This is a genomic window from Maridesulfovibrio sp. (assembly GCF_963676065.1).
Lineage (GTDB): Bacteria > Desulfobacterota > Desulfovibrionia > Desulfovibrionales > Desulfovibrionaceae > Maridesulfovibrio.
In genome coordinates this window covers 569,297-584,074 of record NZ_OY780933.1, presented here as the reverse complement: position 1 = coordinate 584,074, position 14,778 = coordinate 569,297, and the positions used below count along the sequence as shown (strand labels likewise).

General features: G+C 49.2%; 15 protein-coding genes. 2 read left to right on the top strand and 13 right to left on the bottom strand.

Annotated elements, in window-relative coordinates:
* Nucleotides 1–77: 77 nt before the first annotated feature.
* Together cobM and cbiE are read right to left on the bottom strand one after the other, a co-directional pair.
* Entirely contained in the window at nucleotides 78–833 is a 756-nt protein-coding gene (gene cobM / locus ACKU35_RS02540) for a precorrin-4 C(11)-methyltransferase (protein WP_319762833.1), read from the bottom strand.
* Entirely contained in the window at nucleotides 834–2,069 is a 1,236-nt protein-coding gene (gene cbiE / locus ACKU35_RS02535) for a precorrin-6y C5,15-methyltransferase (decarboxylating) subunit CbiE (protein WP_319762832.1), read from the bottom strand.
* Between the two features lie 130 nt (nucleotides 2,070–2,199).
* Between cbiE and ACKU35_RS02530 the strand changes: the two genes are divergently transcribed.
* Nucleotides 2,200–2,472, top strand: a complete 273-nt coding sequence (locus ACKU35_RS02530) for a hypothetical protein (protein ID WP_319762831.1) — start codon at nucleotides 2,200–2,202, stop codon at nucleotides 2,470–2,472.
* Here the strand turns inward: ACKU35_RS02530 and cbiD are convergent.
* From cbiD to ACKU35_RS02505, 5 genes are all read right to left on the bottom strand, one after another.
* Nucleotides 2,433–3,578, bottom strand: a complete 1,146-nt coding sequence (cbiD, locus tag ACKU35_RS02525; protein WP_319762830.1) for a cobalt-precorrin-5B (C(1))-methyltransferase CbiD — start codon at nucleotides 3,576–3,578, stop codon at nucleotides 2,433–2,435. The genes ACKU35_RS02530 and cbiD overlap by 40 nt on opposite strands.
* Nucleotides 3,571–4,740: a DNA polymerase IV gene (gene dinB, locus ACKU35_RS02520; protein WP_319762829.1), complete on the bottom strand. Its 1,170-nt coding sequence runs from the start codon at nucleotides 4,738–4,740 to the stop codon at nucleotides 3,571–3,573. The genes cbiD and dinB overlap by 8 nt, the downstream gene beginning before the upstream one ends.
* A gap of 32 nt (nucleotides 4,741–4,772) precedes the next feature.
* A complete protein-coding gene (locus ACKU35_RS02515) occupies nucleotides 4,773–6,149 on the bottom strand; it encodes a cobyrinate a,c-diamide synthase (protein ID WP_319762828.1) in 1,377 nt (458 codons plus the stop codon).
* Nucleotides 6,150–6,176: 27 nt separating this feature from the next.
* The gene (locus ACKU35_RS02510; RefSeq protein WP_319762827.1) at nucleotides 6,177–6,920 is read right to left on the bottom strand and encodes a tetratricopeptide repeat protein; all 744 of its coding nucleotides are present in this window, start codon (nucleotides 6,918–6,920) and stop codon (nucleotides 6,177–6,179) included.
* Nucleotides 6,921–7,001: 81 nt separating this feature from the next.
* Entirely contained in the window at nucleotides 7,002–7,742 is a 741-nt protein-coding gene (locus tag ACKU35_RS02505; protein ID WP_319765337.1) for an RNA methyltransferase, read from the bottom strand.
* A 159-nt stretch (nucleotides 7,743–7,901) separates the two neighbouring features.
* Here ACKU35_RS02505 and ACKU35_RS02500 point away from each other — a divergent pair, with 159 nt between their 5' ends.
* A complete protein-coding gene (locus ACKU35_RS02500; RefSeq protein ID WP_319762826.1) occupies nucleotides 7,902–8,072 on the top strand; it encodes a hypothetical protein in 171 nt (56 codons plus the stop codon).
* Between the two features lie 182 nt (nucleotides 8,073–8,254).
* Here the strand turns inward: ACKU35_RS02500 and ACKU35_RS02495 are convergent, their stop codons facing one another.
* The 6 genes from ACKU35_RS02495 to ACKU35_RS02470 form a co-directional block, all read right to left on the bottom strand.
* Nucleotides 8,255–8,434: a hypothetical protein gene (locus ACKU35_RS02495; RefSeq protein ID WP_319762825.1), complete on the bottom strand. Its 180-nt coding sequence runs from the start codon at nucleotides 8,432–8,434 to the stop codon at nucleotides 8,255–8,257.
* A 72-nt stretch (nucleotides 8,435–8,506) separates the two neighbouring features.
* A complete protein-coding gene (locus tag ACKU35_RS02490; RefSeq protein WP_319762824.1) occupies nucleotides 8,507–8,656 on the bottom strand; it encodes a hypothetical protein in 150 nt (49 codons plus the stop codon).
* A 224-nt stretch (nucleotides 8,657–8,880) separates the two neighbouring features.
* Nucleotides 8,881–11,034: a methyl-accepting chemotaxis protein gene (locus ACKU35_RS02485; RefSeq protein WP_319762823.1), complete on the bottom strand. Its 2,154-nt coding sequence runs from the start codon at nucleotides 11,032–11,034 to the stop codon at nucleotides 8,881–8,883.
* Nucleotides 11,035–11,314: 280 nt separating this feature from the next.
* Entirely contained in the window at nucleotides 11,315–12,082 is a 768-nt protein-coding gene (locus ACKU35_RS02480) for an exodeoxyribonuclease III (RefSeq protein ID WP_319762822.1), read from the bottom strand.
* 9 nt (nucleotides 12,083–12,091) lie between these two features.
* Nucleotides 12,092–13,561 (bottom strand): class I SAM-dependent methyltransferase, encoded by a 1,470-nt coding sequence (locus ACKU35_RS02475; RefSeq protein ID WP_319762821.1) that lies wholly within the window; start codon nucleotides 13,559–13,561, stop codon nucleotides 12,092–12,094.
* A 320-nt stretch (nucleotides 13,562–13,881) separates the two neighbouring features.
* A complete protein-coding gene (locus ACKU35_RS02470) occupies nucleotides 13,882–14,748 on the bottom strand; it encodes a hypothetical protein (protein WP_319762820.1) in 867 nt (288 codons plus the stop codon).
* Between the last annotated feature and the right edge of the window lie 30 nt (nucleotides 14,749–14,778).

Genomic DNA, 14,778 nt, shown 5'->3' with positions numbered 1-14,778 from the left:
CAAGGCACCCCTGATAAAAAAATTCAGCTTAAAAGATTACCACGAAGTAGACAGGAGAGCTACTACCCGGATTATATTTAAATTCCTTTACGGAACATGTGGCTGAATCCGGAATCGTAGAGCAGAGATTCGCTGTCGCTATCCTTGCCCGGCAGAATCAGGAAAATTGTTTGCCGTGTGAAATTGTTGCGTGTTGCTGTTTCGGCCAGATCAGCGAGAGTCGTCGGCACCGATTTCTCATCAGGCCATCCGATGCGATAGCCGAGGATTACCGGGGTTGAGGGGGCCATTCCTCCTGCAAGTATCGCTTCCTGAATTCCCGAGGGGTTGCCTGCGGAAAGGTATACTGCCATGGCTGAGTTGTGGGCGGCCAGCTTTTGCAGGTTTTCCGTTTCCGGGACCGGAGTCCGCCCGGCCATGCGGGTCAGAATCAGGGTTTGTGTTCCGCCGGGCACGGTGAATGATGCTCCTGAGGCTGCAGCGGCCGCGCAGGCCGAAGTCACTCCGGGGATAACTTCATATTCAAATCCCGCGGAGCGAAGCAGACGGGCCTGCTCCTGTACTGCTCCGTACAGTGCGGGATCACCGGTATGAACGCGGGCTACTATATCGCCTTTGGCAGCGTATTCCTGCATGATACGGTCGGTTTCTTCCAGAGACATGGAGGCGGAGTTTTCTACCCGCGCGTCTTCGCGTGCTTCCGCGATTACTGCCTCCGGTACCAGTGAACCGGCGTAAAGAACAAGCCCCGCTTCGCGGATGATGCGTTGACCCTTGACGGTGATAAGTTCCGGGTCGCCCGGTCCGGCGCCGATAAAGTATATTTTGCCCATTTATTTTCCTTCGGGCTTATCCGCCCAGAGTATGGTTACCGGATTATATGCTTTGTACCGGACATCTCCGGCCAGCTTATCTGAAGTCGATGCTTGAATCTGCATGGATTGCCAGTTCCAACCCAGTTCATCAAAAAGTTCCCGTGTGCGCTGGATGCTGCCCATGAGGATTGCATGGATGACTATCCTGCCTCCGGGCTTTAGTCTTTCGGCGGCATCGCGCAGGGCGGAATCATCATGCCCGATGCCCCCGCCCATAAAAATGCGGTCCGGTTCGGGCAGTTCCGCCAGAATAGACGGCATATCTCCGCTGACCGCCTCCACGGACCATGCCCGTAAATTGCGGATGTTTTCCTCGATCATACGGACTCGGGCGCTGTTTTTTTCCACTGCAAATACCCGTGAATCAGAGGCCAGAAAAGAAGCCTCAATTGCAACAGAGCCGCAGCCTGCCCCGAGATCCCAGAGAGTATGTTTTTCTCTAAGATCAAGCAGCGCGATGCCCGCCGCACGAACGGGAAATTTTGTGATCAATCCCTTCTCCCGGATAAATTCATCATCTGAGCGTCCGAAGACCGGGGTGCTGTGATCTTTGTTGTCCGCTGTCAGGATAATTATATTCAGGTCTGAGCATTTGTAGTTGAGAAAGGATTCCGGCCGGCCCTGTGCGACAACTTCGTCAGGTGTTTCCAGATCGGAAAGCACGGTAAAGGTATAGTTGTCGATCCCTTTATCTGACAGACGCCGGGCGATGACCTGCGGAGTGTTGATATTATCAGTGTATATGGCGCAATCTTTCCTGCGTTGCATTGCTCCGAAGAGCGGGGAAAAATCATTGCGCCCGTGTAATGATATGATTTCAGAATCCTTCCAACTGCGGCCGAGCCGTGAAGCGCCGATCTGAATTGCGGACAGGGCGGGAGTAATCTTCACATTTTTTTCGCCCAGTAAAGGAATTATTGACTTGGCAATTCCGAAGAGCAGGGGATCACCATCTGCCAGAAGGACGACTTTTTTCCCTTTGTTCAGCAGTTTTTCAAGAGTCCGGGCATATTCTTCCATACCGGAAGCGAAAGGAATTTTTTTCCCCTTGAATTTCGGAAAAGCTGCCAGCAGGCGTTTTCCCCCGCTAAGCACATCAGCTTTGGCGATGGTTTCGAGGGCTTCCTGCGGAGCTTTGAGACTGCCCGGATGGAGGCCGATTATCTGCAATGGATGGTTCATGTTCTGTTTCATATAATCTATTGATCGGATATTAAAGGAAGAATTTAAATATAAATTTTTTTTAAATATTAATTAGCAAAAAAATAAGAATCTGTTATTATGAAATTGACCTCTTCCTTCTTTTTTGCGGAGGTAATGTGATATGAAAAGGTTAATCGCCATATCTCTCCTGATCGGTTCTCTTCTTACTGCTTTCTACGGATTCTCTCTTACAGCCCCTTTAATGGCCGGAAAACACATGTCCGACGTAAATGATATTATAGGTACCTTGCGCATTGAGCAGGTTGTGAACAGTTACAGCGCCGGTACTGAGAATCGTTGCACTCCGTATTACGTGGTGGCCTTACTGGCTGGTGCGGCCGGGATTTATGTCCTTTACTCCATCGGAGAGAACGATGAAGAAGACTTTTTTTGATTATAATCGTTATATATTATGTTGCCGTCAAAATCAAAGAGAGCATATTCTATCGCTACCTCCGAGTTCCCGTAGAATGCGCATGCATTCAGCTTTGCTTTACGGACCAGCATGCTGATGAAAGCATCGCGCGATTTTTCGGGGACCATTTCATATATATTCCGGGCCGTTATCGCGGCCCGGATTTTCTTTGTCAGTTTATCGCTTAATCCCAGCTCGGTACACCATCTGGCCAGCAGGTCAAAATCAATGGCCCAATCCTTGGCATGTGTATAGGGAAAGCCCATGGCATGCTTGACCAGCTTGCCGATGAAAATGGCCCAGCGTACCTTACGCATCTTTTTCAGGCGGGCCTGCTGCATGGAGAATTTAAAAAAATCAGCGGCTTGAATCATGCCGATTTGAGGAGTTTCAGGAAAATTTTCAAGATAAAATTGTTCACTGCGTCTTCCGGTACTGAAGACAATTGTATCAAGCCCTGAGGCGCGGGCGACATTCAGGGACTGGGCTATTGAGGCCTTCCACGATGCGTTACTGAACGGTCGCACTATTCCCTGAGTTCCCAGTATGGAAATTCCGCCCAGAATACCCAGTCGTGCGTTCATGGTTTCTTCTGCGATGGCAGCACCCTGCGGCACTTCAATGGTTATATGGACCAGCCCTCTAAAATCTGCTGAACTACGGGATATTTCTGCTAAGACTCCGGCAATGATCTGTTTTCTGGGAACGGGGTTGATGGCAGCTTCACCCACTGGAACCGGGAGTCCCGGAAGGGTTACTCTGCCGACACCTTTCCCTCCGTCAAGTTCGATCCTCAACACGTCCGATTTGCTGAATTTAATAAGTGCGTGGATTTCATGACCGTGGGTGGCGTCGGGGTCGTCGCCGCCGTCTTTGATGACCACTGCGCGTGCTTTTTCGCCGGAGAATTCTACCCGTGCCACTGGAATATCGAGAGAACCTTTTACCGGGAGAGGAATTTCAATCCTCTCAGGCGTGTGCCCTCCAAGTAGAACCCGTACCGCGGCCATGGCCGCTGCTGTTGCCGCGGAACCGGTCGTGTAGCCTTCGCGAAGCTGTCCCTTTTCAATATTGCCTTTACTCATCTTCGAGCAGCCTGCCTCTGGTGAGTATATTACTGCCGAATTTGTTGCGGGCCTGATCTATCGCTTTGTCCAGTTGTTCCAGTTTCTTGTTTTCCTGCGGCTTTTCAGGGTCATCCAGTAGGGAAAGCTGCCTGCTTCGTTCTTCAAAATTGGAAATACCGATGCCGATCAGCCGGACTGGGCCGAGGGGCAGTTCCTCATCCAGCAGTTTGCAGCCGGTCTTATAGATTGTTCCGGCATGGGAAGTTCGTGAATCAAGGGTCCGGCTGCGCGTTATCTGGCGAAAGTCGGGAAATTTTATTTTCAGGGTGACGGTTCTCCCCTTAAGCCCGTTTCTTCTGATATCTGCTGCAATTCGTTCGGACTGCTTGAGTAAAAGTGTTTTTAACGTGTGTATGTCGGAGACATCTTCGCCAAAGGTATTCTCTGCGCTGGATGATTTCATTGCGCCGCCTTCGGTGACCGGTGTGGGATCTATTCCCGCACCTTTGTCGTAGAGGACCGGACCGCGTTCACCGAATCTCTCTTTCCAGAATTCGCGGGGATAACGGCGCAGGTCCGCGGCGTAAACGATGCCGAAAGAGCGTAGCTTCGGAAGGGCTTTCTTGCCTACCCCGGGGATTTTTTCTACCGGAAGAGTCTTCAGGAAATTTTGAACCTGGTCCGGCTCGATAATTGATATGCCGTTAGGTTTGTTCAGGTCTGAGGCTATTTTGGCCAGAAATTTAACCGGGGCTATGCCGACCGAAGCGGTCAGTCCGGTGCTCGCCAAGATTTCTTTTTTGATGGATTCCGCTATTTGACGCGGGGGGCCGAAGAGTTTTTCCGTGCCGGTTATATCGATATAGGCCTCGTCGATGGAGGCTTGCTCCACTACTGGCGAGTAATTGGAAAGAACTTCCATTACTTTGTGTGAAATTTCTTTATATCTGTGTCTTCGCCCGGTAACTACTTGTAGTTCGGGACAGAGTTTAAGAGCCTGTCCTACAGGCATGGCCGACCGAACCCCGAATCTACGGGCTTCATAGGATGCAGCGCTTAATACAGCGCGCTTATGCAAAGACCCCACACCCACCGGTTTGCCGCGCAGGTCCGGATTATCCAGTTGTTCCACGGACGCGAAAAAGGCGTCCATGTCTATATGCATGATGTTCTTCTGCATTAGGGTGCCCGTTGCGGAGTAAGGCGGTCAGCTTAAATGTTTTCCATTCGGGAAGAATGGATACACGCTTCCACAAAATTTTTCGCCACCAGCGGATTGCTTGCAAAATGCAGGTGGATATAGCTGCCCAGAGTGTTGCCGTTGGCAATAAAACCTTCGTTAGTTGAAACTGTTTTTTTGCTGGTGACCTGATAGGAGGTCTGCGTGGTTTCTTTTATTCCTTCAAGGGCGGAGTAATGGAATTCGTGCCCCCTTACTTTGGTTCCTTCCGGGCCGAGGATCGTTTCACGCGCGAGCTTTACCTCCCGGTAGCCAAGCGCTTGAAAGCGGGATTGCATGGAACAACGGAAGGGGAAGACCCCGCACATGGGGAATAGTCGGTCGTCTTTGCTGATGGATTCCATGAGGTACATGAAGCCGCCGCATTCGGCGTAAACCGGATGACCAGTTGCGGAAAAATCAGCAATAGCCCTGCGCAGTTTTGTATTTTGGGCCAGATCAAATGAAGCCAGTTCCGGATAGCCGCCTCCGAAATAAAGACCTGAAATTCCTTCGGGCAGTTCTTTCGCTTCAATGGGGGAAAATGGTATCAACTCAGCCCCTGCTTCACGCAGCAAACGCAGATTCTCTTCGTAATAAAAGGAAAATGCATCATCGCGTGCCACTCCGATTCTTACCCGGGGGATCATTGGGACTTCATCGAAGCGCGGTTGCAGGGGGATATCCGGCAGGGCTTCTATTATCTGTTCCAGTTCCAGATTTTCCTCCACCCAGTCGGCGAGGGCGTTGTATTTGAAATCCAGATCTTCAAGATGGTCCGGGGTTACCAGTCCCAGATGCCGTGACGGGGTGGAAATCTCTTCCCGCCTAGGCAGGCAGCCAACAAGCGGGACATCGGTCAGGGATATGGCTTCTTCCAGAATCCGGGCGTGCTTACTGCTGCCCACACGGTTGAAAATAACACCTGCAATGGGTGTCTCGGGGTCAAAATTACAGAATCCCTGAACCAATGCGGCTGCCGAACGGGCCATAGAACCGGCGTCAACAACCAGTATGACCGGCAGGTTCAGTTTTTTGGAAAGATGTGAGGTGGAGCCTGTTTCATCCAGCGCGGAATAACCGTCATAGAGTCCCATGACGCCTTCCACAATACAGGCATCCGCGTTCTGGGCGTAGCGGGAAAAAATGTCGCGCAAAGTGTCGCCGGAAAGCATCCAGCCATCGAGATTGTGGCATGGTCTGCCCGCAGCACGGGAGTGATGGCCGGGATCTATGAAGTCCGGTCCGGTCTTAAAAGGTTGGACTTTGATATTGCGTCGGGCGAGCGCGGCCATAAGCCCCAGTGCCACCGAGGTCTTACCGCAGCCGCTATGTGTCCCTGCGACAATGAATCCTTTTATTGAGCTCATTGGAACTCTATAAAGCTTTTTCCTTGATCAGCCCAGCTTATTTTTATCCAGATAAGCGATAAACTTTTTGCCTTCGGCAAAGTTCGGGTTTATTTCAAGGCATTTATTAATTTCTTCTCGTACTTTTTTATACTGCTCATCCTCGAAATACGCACGGGCCAGATTGTAGCGCAGGTGCTCATCTTCAGGACTGAGCGCGATGGCTTTTGAATAGTATTCGATAGCCTGTGGAATCATTTTTGATTTACGTAGGTTGATACCGAAATCATTGAACATATGTTTATGTTCGGGGGTAAAGGGGGCATCCATGGCAACAAGGCGGGCAAAGATATCATTGGCCCGATCGGTTTCACCTCGCTGCATGAGGCATAGGCCTACTCCGAAGTTGCCGCGTACGTTCATCTCATCAACTTTGATGGCATTGGTGTATTCCATTTCGGCACTGAAGGAGTTGCCCTGTTGGCGGTAGCGGTCCGCGCGTGCAAGGGTTTTCTGCAATTCCTTCATGTTGGGAAGAACCTGCTTGTGGTACATTTCCGGCTCTGGAGTATAAGATTCCAAAAGCTCATCGCGGGTGATCTCTTCCGGGTCACCGGTCGGCACGAAATTACTGTTCAACGGGCGGACCTGAAAAAGGTCGTCATCCATCTGCTCAACAAAATAGTAGCCGATCTGGGCCACCCGGCGAGTTGTTGTTCCGGTCCCTACTTTGGCAATCTTTTGGCGGGAAAAAACTCCACTTAGATCTTGAATCTTATTGTTGTCGGTCATTTACAGGCTCCACAGTTCTTTCTTTGAATATACTGTAACGTTCTTTTTCAAAATTGAGAAGAGTCTTGATTTATAATCTAGTTATTCTTTGTCGGCCCGGCCTGCTATCCATTTAATTTGACGGCATATTCCCATGAGTAGATTGAATTCATTACGTTTAATATCCATTTTGGACATAAATCTTCTTACCGGCATCATCCAATAGTCAGGGTTGTCTGCCTTTAGAAAATCGATGGCCAGCAGGGTTTCCTGCAGGTTGGAGGCTAGTATTTCCTGTTCCTCGAATGATGTAGACCGCTCTTCAGGAGGACCGGATGGCGTGAAAGGTTTGTCCAGCGCGTTTTTAAAGCATTCATATAAAATAATGAGCACGGCCTGAGATAGATTCAGGGAGCTGTTTTCCCGGCTGGTGGGAATATTGATCAAGCGGGAGCAGAGCTGGGTTTCGTCATTGGTCAATCCCCGGTCTTCCGGTCCGAAAACTACGGATACTTTTTCGCCGGCCCGGAGTTGCTCCACGATCATAGGCGCCGCGGTGGACGGGGTCATAACCCCTTTGCGCCATCCCCCGGTGCGGGCAGTGGTTCCATATACACGGGTCTGTCCCTTGAGGGCTTCGGATAGGTCATCAGCAAGAACGGCTTTTTCCACGATGTCCCGTGCCTTGACTGTTGCCAGCGGCAGGGCCTTATCCATATTCCATGATGCGGGGCGTACGAGGGTGAGGTTGTTACAGCCCATATTGGTCATGGCGCGCGCCGATGACCCTACATTCTCAGGGTATTTGGTGCCGAAAAGTACAATACTCAGGTTGTCCAGCATATCTGCTCCGGGAAGAAGTTCTTTCGTCTGCGACAGAGGCTGATTCCTTTCAAGGTCCAGACGAAGTGCTTTAATAGATTCATCCTTACTTGATGTCCAGTTTCGTTTTTCCGCAAAATCAATTTTTGCCAACTCTGCGAGGGAGGTGTAAAAGAGGGCATGGACAATACTTTATTATCACAAGAAATTCTGACAATAGCGGAATCAGCCGGACTCACTGCTGAAGAAGTGCGTGATCTGTTAAGCGGAAGCGGCGCGATTCCTGAGGCCCTGAAGGATGTTTTGGAAAGGGTAGGGAATGCCGTCTCCGAAACCTGTTCAGATGATTAATCCCGGTTCGCGATAGTCCAAAAATATTCATAATTTTGATTCCAATCCCAGTCTTTATAAGGCTTTATCCAAGAACTGGCGGGGTGTTTAACAACGTAGCGCGTAAAAAAGCCTTCCGAATGGAAATGATTTTCATCATACCAAAGGAAGGCCGATTACTTCAAACTTAATTGTTTTCGCACTTATCGGGCCTTGGAGGAGGGAATGATCGCTCCCTCGGCATCGACTTCACCAAGTAATTCAAACTCGGGGAAAAGACTGGGGTCAAAGGTATATGAGTAGTAGTCCTTAAATTTAATAAGGTATGTTTTCCATCCGTACTGCCTCCTCATGCGGGCGGCTTCCCTTACGGCATTTGACATTTGATTCTCCGTACTGGTTTATTAACTTTATAAAATATTTATGATCATCAGGACCTTGACGACAGGCCCCGGTCAGGAACGGGGCTGATCCTTTTTCCGAGGCTGTGAAAGAGATGCTTCTGCTTCCTCGGTCCTTTTTCCGTTGGAAGCGCAGAATCCCTTGAAAGCTGTTTTCAGAAATTTCTTTTTGTCGATTGATGAAATACTGGCAGTTTGGGTCATAGTGCTGCTCCTGTCTTGGGTAAAATGTCTGAAATCCGTTATAATGATTTTGATAGTCGTTTTCAAGTAAAAAATAATATTTAGGAAAATATCACAATATAATCTTTTATTCTCATCTCTTAAGGTGATTTTTGGTGGCTAGTCTTCTGCAGATAGTTTTTGATTTTCCTAAAAAAAGAGCCGCTCCATAAGGAACGGCTCTTTTTCTTATTCATCACAATCTCTTATACGTCTTTGAGTCCATTGATAAGGTTTTGAAGCTCTTCAGACAGCCTTGAAAGATCTGATACCACATCCTTGGAGAGCTGCATTGCTTCGGCCGTTTCCATGGCGATTCGGTTAACCTCTTCTGTTCCCCGGTTGATCTGTTCACTGGCCGCGGACTGTTCTTCACTGGCAGTAGCAATTGCCCTAACCTGATCCGCAGTGGAATCGACAAGTTCAACGATGGTTTCAAGGCTTTTTCCTGCCTTTCCGGCGTATTCCGTACTTTTGGAAACCATGCCCGCTGCGTTGTTCATTTCGTCGATATTCCGTCGGGTTTCAGTCTGAATAGCGTGAACGGCCTGCTCGACTTCCTGAGTTGCCTGCATGGTTTTTTCGGCAAGTTTACGGACCTCATCTGCAACGACTGCGAATCCTCGTCCTGCTTCACCGGCACGGGCAGCTTCAATGGCCGCATTCAAGGCCAGCAGGTTGGTCTGGTCGGCAATATCGGTGATCACTGTGATAACCTGCGAGATACCTTCGGCCTGTGTCCCAAGTTCATTAAGTCCGCTGACCATTTTGCTTGAAGCCTGATTGACAGAATCGATTGAAGAGACCACATCTGCTACAATACCACCGCCCTCTTGAGCGTTTCTTTTAGCATCCATAGCACTTTCCGCCGCTTGCGAAGCATTCTGCGCTACTTCGAGCACTGATGCGTTCATTTCTTCCATGGCGGTTGCGGATTCGGATGTGCGCTCGCGCTGGATTTCTGAACCTTGCGCGGATTCTTCAATCTGGGCGGAGAGTTTTTCTGAAGCGGAAGTCACCTGCGCCACGATCTCTTCCAATTGACTTGCAGCATGGAGCATTCCTTCGGCCTTGGCTCTGTCGGCTTCCTCTTTTGCCTGACTGGCTTCTTCAAGGGCCTTATTCGCTGCCAGGGTCTGCTCTTCGGCTTCTTTGGATTTTTCTTCTGCTGTGGAGATCAATTCAACAAGGGTTTGCACCATTGAGTGCAGGACGTCGTGCAGCGTCAGCAGCTCACCGCTAAAGATATTACGGTCAACTTTGCTTCCAAAATCGCCTTCGGCAACTTTCTGCGCATGATCAACCATTGCCCCGATGGGTTTGGAGATGGAGCGGGCTATGAGGAGAACCACAGCCACAACCAGTAGTAGGGCAAGGGCGGACATGAGTAAGGTTTGTTGGAGAAAAGCATTGGCCTCGGCATAAATTCTGTCTGTGGGAATTGCCAGTCCAATGGACCACGGGGTGGAGGTTCCGGAAATTACAATGGGCTCAAATACGTAGTAGTACTCTTTGCCGTCCAGGGGGGAAACTATCTTTTTGTGAAAGCGTTTACCGTTTTCGATAGCATCCAGGATTGCTCCCCGGTCTTTTTCCGGGAAGGCTTCGGTTATATTCTTGGTGGTTAGGTCTTTGTTCGGGTGTGCGACACAGTAACCTTTATTGGAAGTGATGAAAGCGTACCCTGTGCCCATCGGATGAATGTTCTCGGTCATTTTATCAAATGCCCCGAGTACAAAGTCGATGCCGACTACACCTATAAAATTCCCATTTTGGAGAATGGGTACACTGACAGTAGCCATAACTTCGGGAACAATTGAGGTCGTATAGGGTTCGGTGAGGACCGCTTTTTTGGTGTCACGGGGTATCATGTACCATGCACGGGTATTGTTCGGGTCGTTTTTGTGCATTTCCGTGATTTTCCACTCACCGTTCTCGTGCCAACCGTACTGACCGTATTCCCCTTTGGGACCGTATTTGTCGTTGCCCATGAAGTAGGCATCCCGGCCATCCAGCTTGTTAGGTTCGAGGACAATCTGGGTCCCGAAAAACATAGGATTGGTTTCGGTCAATGTCCTGATAAAGTCGCTGACCATTTCACGGTCCACGTTGTCTTTGAAGCTGGTTATACTTTCTACCGCAGCAGCTCCGGACCATGAGGCATCAAGTGCTTTTTCAATTACGGCCTTTACTTCATTTCCGTAACGCCCGGCCATCTCATTAGCCAAAAGCTCAGCCTGCCTGATTGAATTGTCTCTGCTCTTACTTGCGGTTATTACTGAAAATAAACCGAAAATAATGATCATCAGAAGGCTGATGCTGATCGCGATTTTTGTCCCTATGCGCATTTTTTTAAACACGGCTTCTCCTCCATGTTGTTGTGGCTGTCATGACTGTGCACTATATTTCTTTTCGGAAGGAGTTCTGGCCTGTTTAGGTTAGTGATAATTTGAATTTCCAAAACTCATACCTTCGTAATTATATAGTTATAATCTACTATTATCCAGAATAAAAACGGTAAAAATTTGTTTTTATATTAATTTTGAAGGTTAGTAGAAACAGAACTACAATTTATATCCTCTTGGTAAGTTAAATCAGGTTGGAAAAAACTGCGGGGCACGGTTTACCCCGCAGGTAGAATTATGGAAATGAAAGTTCTATTCCGATGGGGCAATGGTCGGAGCCTAAAATATCGGATTCAATCCATGCATTTTTTACATTGTCCTTTAATTCTTCGGAGACGAAAAAGTAATCGATGCGCCATCCGGCGTTGTTTTTGCGGGCGTTGAAACGGTAGCTCCACCATGAGTACTTGCCCGGACTGTCATCAAACATTCTGAAGGTATCCACATAGCCGTGGTCGATGAATTTATCGAGCCATGCCCGTTCAATGGGCAGAAAGCCGGATCTTTCCGAGTTGGCTTTGGGGTTTTTGAGATCTATTTCCTTGTGTGCGGTATTAAAATCACCGCCGACCACGATGGGCTTTTTCTTGCGCAGCTCCTGCGCATATTCCAGAAAGCTGTCGTAAAAACCCATTTTGAACTCAAGCCGTTCGTCGTTCATCTGTCCGTTAGGATAATAAATGTTGAACAGGTAAAAGTGTTCGTATTCCATGAGCACAACCCTTCCTTCGCCCTGATATTTATCATCGGCCAGTCCGAAGGAGTGGGAGATTACCGGCAGCCGTGAAAAGCAGGCCGTACCGGAATAACCTTTTTTTACTTTGGACCAGTTCCATAATGATTCATACCCTGCATAGTCGCGGTGTTCTTCGGGAATCTGGTCGGGATGGGCTTTGGTTTCCTGCACCATGACCACATCGCCGTCGCACTGCTCAAACCATTCTGTGAAGTTCTTTTTTACTACCGCTCGGTATCCGTTAACATTCCAGGAATAAATTTTCATAGTCTGTCCTTATTTTAAACATTCAAAACAAGCCTGCCCAAAAGAAATATCAGTGACGGAAACTTTTTTCCAACCAGCCTGCAGAGCCATGGATTTAAGTTCTACCGCAGTGAAGTCATTAAAAAAACCTGCCGCCCTGCGTTCTTCCGTGGTTCCTCCCGGTAAAAGCGGATGGTAGATGAAAATCAACTTTTCCGATTTGTTGAAGGTCCAGTCAAAAAATAATTGCGGCTCATGCAGAAACTCCAGCAGGAACAGCGCGCATATGACATCATAGCTCTCATCCGGGAAGTGCTGCTGGTTCAGGTCCGCTACCAATGTGTTTCTGTTGCGGGCCACTATGTCCAGCGGGGTATATGTGCAGCTTTCAGGGATGTAATCCCTCAGCATCATCAGGCCGGCCCCTGCATCAAGAACTCTGCTGCCTTCCGGGATCAGCTGGCCGGCCATCCCGGCTCGCAGGTCCGCCTCATTACCCAGCTGATTCCAGCGGGCCCAGCGTCCGCAGTCGGTCTTTTTGGTTTCAATGAGTTCCTCGGTGAAGCCGATCATGAAATTTTTTGAAACCGACGGGCGCATACCGTGCGACATTACAGAGTGCGCGGACCACGGCTGCTCATAGTTCTTCTGGGGCTCCACGGATCTGTCAATGCTGATTACATTACATAATTCATGGCTGGGGGCATATGGGACCAGCGGTCCGCCCATATCCTCATGGGGAAAGCGGTAGGAGTCGTAGCCCAGATCACGTAACAGGCCCATGATGGCTTTGAATTCCTGAATACCTTTTTGGGAGTTATGGAAGTGTCCTTTCTCCCAGATTATGGCCTTTACACGTCCGGTTTTAAGTAGCTCCAGCCCTCCCTTTAGAGTAGCAAGTTCATGACCTTCAGTATCGATTTTCAGGATAACAGGCCGGTCCGAATTCATATAACCGGTCTGGCTGGCGATATTGTCCAGAGTTTCCAGACGTACCGGCAGAGTTTTTCCCTGACTGCGGTTGCCGGGCTGGGGCACAAGGCTGTGTCCCATGGAGGAATTTTGAATCAGGTCTCCCTGTCCGCTGTACGAGGATGCGGCGCAGTGCGCGACGGTAACATTCGAGGCGCATTCATTGAGTTCACACCACAGGGAGAGTCTTTTCAGATTTTCCGGATGTGGTTCAACAGCCAGTACCGAAACCCGGTCCTGAAATTTTACGGCCGCAGTCAGGGTGTAGAGTCCGAAGTGAGCCCCGACATCAATAAACAGGTCGTCCGGTTGTAGGTGTGCGTGCAGAAATGCCCGGGATGCGTATTCAAAACCGCCGCAGCGTGTTTCCCGGAAATGAAGGGATGCCGTGCCGGGGTCATGCATTTCAGCATTTGCCAGCAGCATTTCAAATTCCGGTTCGCCCGTTTCATTTTTGAAGACGCTGGGTACGATGCTCCATGCAGAGCTGTTTTTGTTGATCCGGTTGAGTATTTCCTGTCTGGTCACGGGTCGTCCGTTTTTTGGGGTTTATGTTTTATGCACATTTACCTGAAAGACGGACATAAAAAAAGCCCGCATAAAGCGGGCTTACAAAAAATACAACGGGCACCACCCGTTAACTGAATGACTAGTCTTCGTGGCTACCGGCTTTGATGAAGGCAATAGCGGTAATAGTCATTGCGAGGCCGAAGAAAAACCAGAAAAAGCTCATATCCTTACTCCTCCGTTTAATGCTTATTGAACTGGATTACTTGCAGATAGCAAAAAAAATGAGGTTTGAACAGTAAATTAGGTAGATTGAATCGGGCGGAGTAGATTCTCGGCGGCTATACTGAAATATTGAGCACAGATCCGGGGGACGGAGCCGTAACTGAGCTGCCGGATTGAAGCTTATCCATAATTTCCCCGGCAGCCAGAGGAGCAGCAAGATCTGTAATTCCGGGATTGGTCTTTTCCGCTTCGGCTAAGCTTTCGTCGAGACCCTTTTTAAAAGAATCCAGACTGTTGCCCTCGTCCTCAAGGACCTGATCGATCAGGCTCTTGATGTTGTCAGCGGTATCTTCACCGAACTGCTGGCTGACCTGTGCGAAAGTGTTCTTCAGAGTCAGGCCGGCACCCCCTGAGATTCCCGCTTCGGGGCTGACTGCAAAGAAATGTTCCTGCAAGCCATTTTCAAAGTAGTCGTTGATGGCGCTGTTGAGATTGGAATTGAAATTGTCCATGACCTGATCTCCGGCTGCAAATCCGAAGTTGCGGTCAATAAACTGGATGGATTTCAACAGCCCGTTGCTCAGCGAATCCTCAGTGATCTGGTCTCCGGAATTGGCAATTACGATGCCTTTGAAGGCTGTGGCTGCTTTATGCCCGAATTTACCTTCGATGAAGTCGGCTGCGCTTGCCAGTGCCCCGGCCAGATCAGAAGGGTCCTTGGGGATCTGCGCGTCACCCTCGGAACCCTTCTGGATTTTATCTGTTTGGTCTGGAGAAATGGTCTTTTGAGCGATTAACTGCGCAAATTGGTCAGCAGTATTTACAGGCGGGGCCGAAGTGTTCAGGCGCGTCGCTCTAACGCCGGAAGTTCGACTCCCGCCTAAAAGCGGAGAACCGTTTTCCAGTAAAGCCGGAGCTCCGTAATTATTTTTTAATGCTGATGCGTTTATTAACATGACCATAATTCCTTTCTTGTAGGTCATATCGGATTCCCTTGAGAATTGTTTAGGGAA

Excerpts from the sequence above, each read along its gene's own strand:
- ACKU35_RS02490 (WP_319762824.1), bottom strand. The coding sequence starts at position 8,656 with ATGACCCAAACTGCCAGTATTTCATCAATCGACAAAAAGAAATTTCTG.
- cbiE (WP_319762832.1), bottom strand. The coding sequence starts at position 2,069 with ATGAAACAGAACATGAACCATCCATTGCAGATAATCGGCCTCCATCCG.
- ACKU35_RS02510 (WP_319762827.1), bottom strand. The coding sequence starts at position 6,920 with ATGACCGACAACAATAAGATTCAAGATCTAAGTGGAGTTTTTTCCCGC.
- ACKU35_RS02495 (WP_319762825.1), bottom strand. The coding sequence starts at position 8,434 with ATGTCAAATGCCGTAAGGGAAGCCGCCCGCATGAGGAGGCAGTACGGA.
- ACKU35_RS02515 (WP_319762828.1), bottom strand. The coding sequence starts at position 6,149 with ATGAGCTCAATAAAAGGATTCATTGTCGCAGGGACACATAGCGGCTGC.
- cbiD (WP_319762830.1), bottom strand. The coding sequence starts at position 3,578 with ATGAGTAAAGGCAATATTGAAAAGGGACAGCTTCGCGAAGGCTACACG.
- ACKU35_RS02480 (WP_319762822.1), bottom strand. The coding sequence starts at position 12,082 with ATGAAAATTTATTCCTGGAATGTTAACGGATACCGAGCGGTAGTAAAA.
- ACKU35_RS02530 (WP_319762831.1), top strand. The coding sequence starts at position 2,200 with ATGAAAAGGTTAATCGCCATATCTCTCCTGATCGGTTCTCTTCTTACT.
- cobM (WP_319762833.1), bottom strand. The coding sequence starts at position 833 with ATGGGCAAAATATACTTTATCGGCGCCGGACCGGGCGACCCGGAACTT.
- ACKU35_RS02505 (WP_319765337.1), bottom strand. The coding sequence starts at position 7,742 with ATGCTGGACAACCTGAGTATTGTACTTTTCGGCACCAAATACCCTGAG.
- ACKU35_RS02470 (WP_319762820.1), bottom strand. The coding sequence starts at position 14,748 with ATGACCTACAAGAAAGGAATTATGGTCATGTTAATAAACGCATCAGCA.
- ACKU35_RS02500 (WP_319762826.1), top strand. The coding sequence starts at position 7,902 with ATGGACAATACTTTATTATCACAAGAAATTCTGACAATAGCGGAATCA.
- dinB (WP_319762829.1), bottom strand. The coding sequence starts at position 4,740 with ATGCAGAAGAACATCATGCATATAGACATGGACGCCTTTTTCGCGTCC.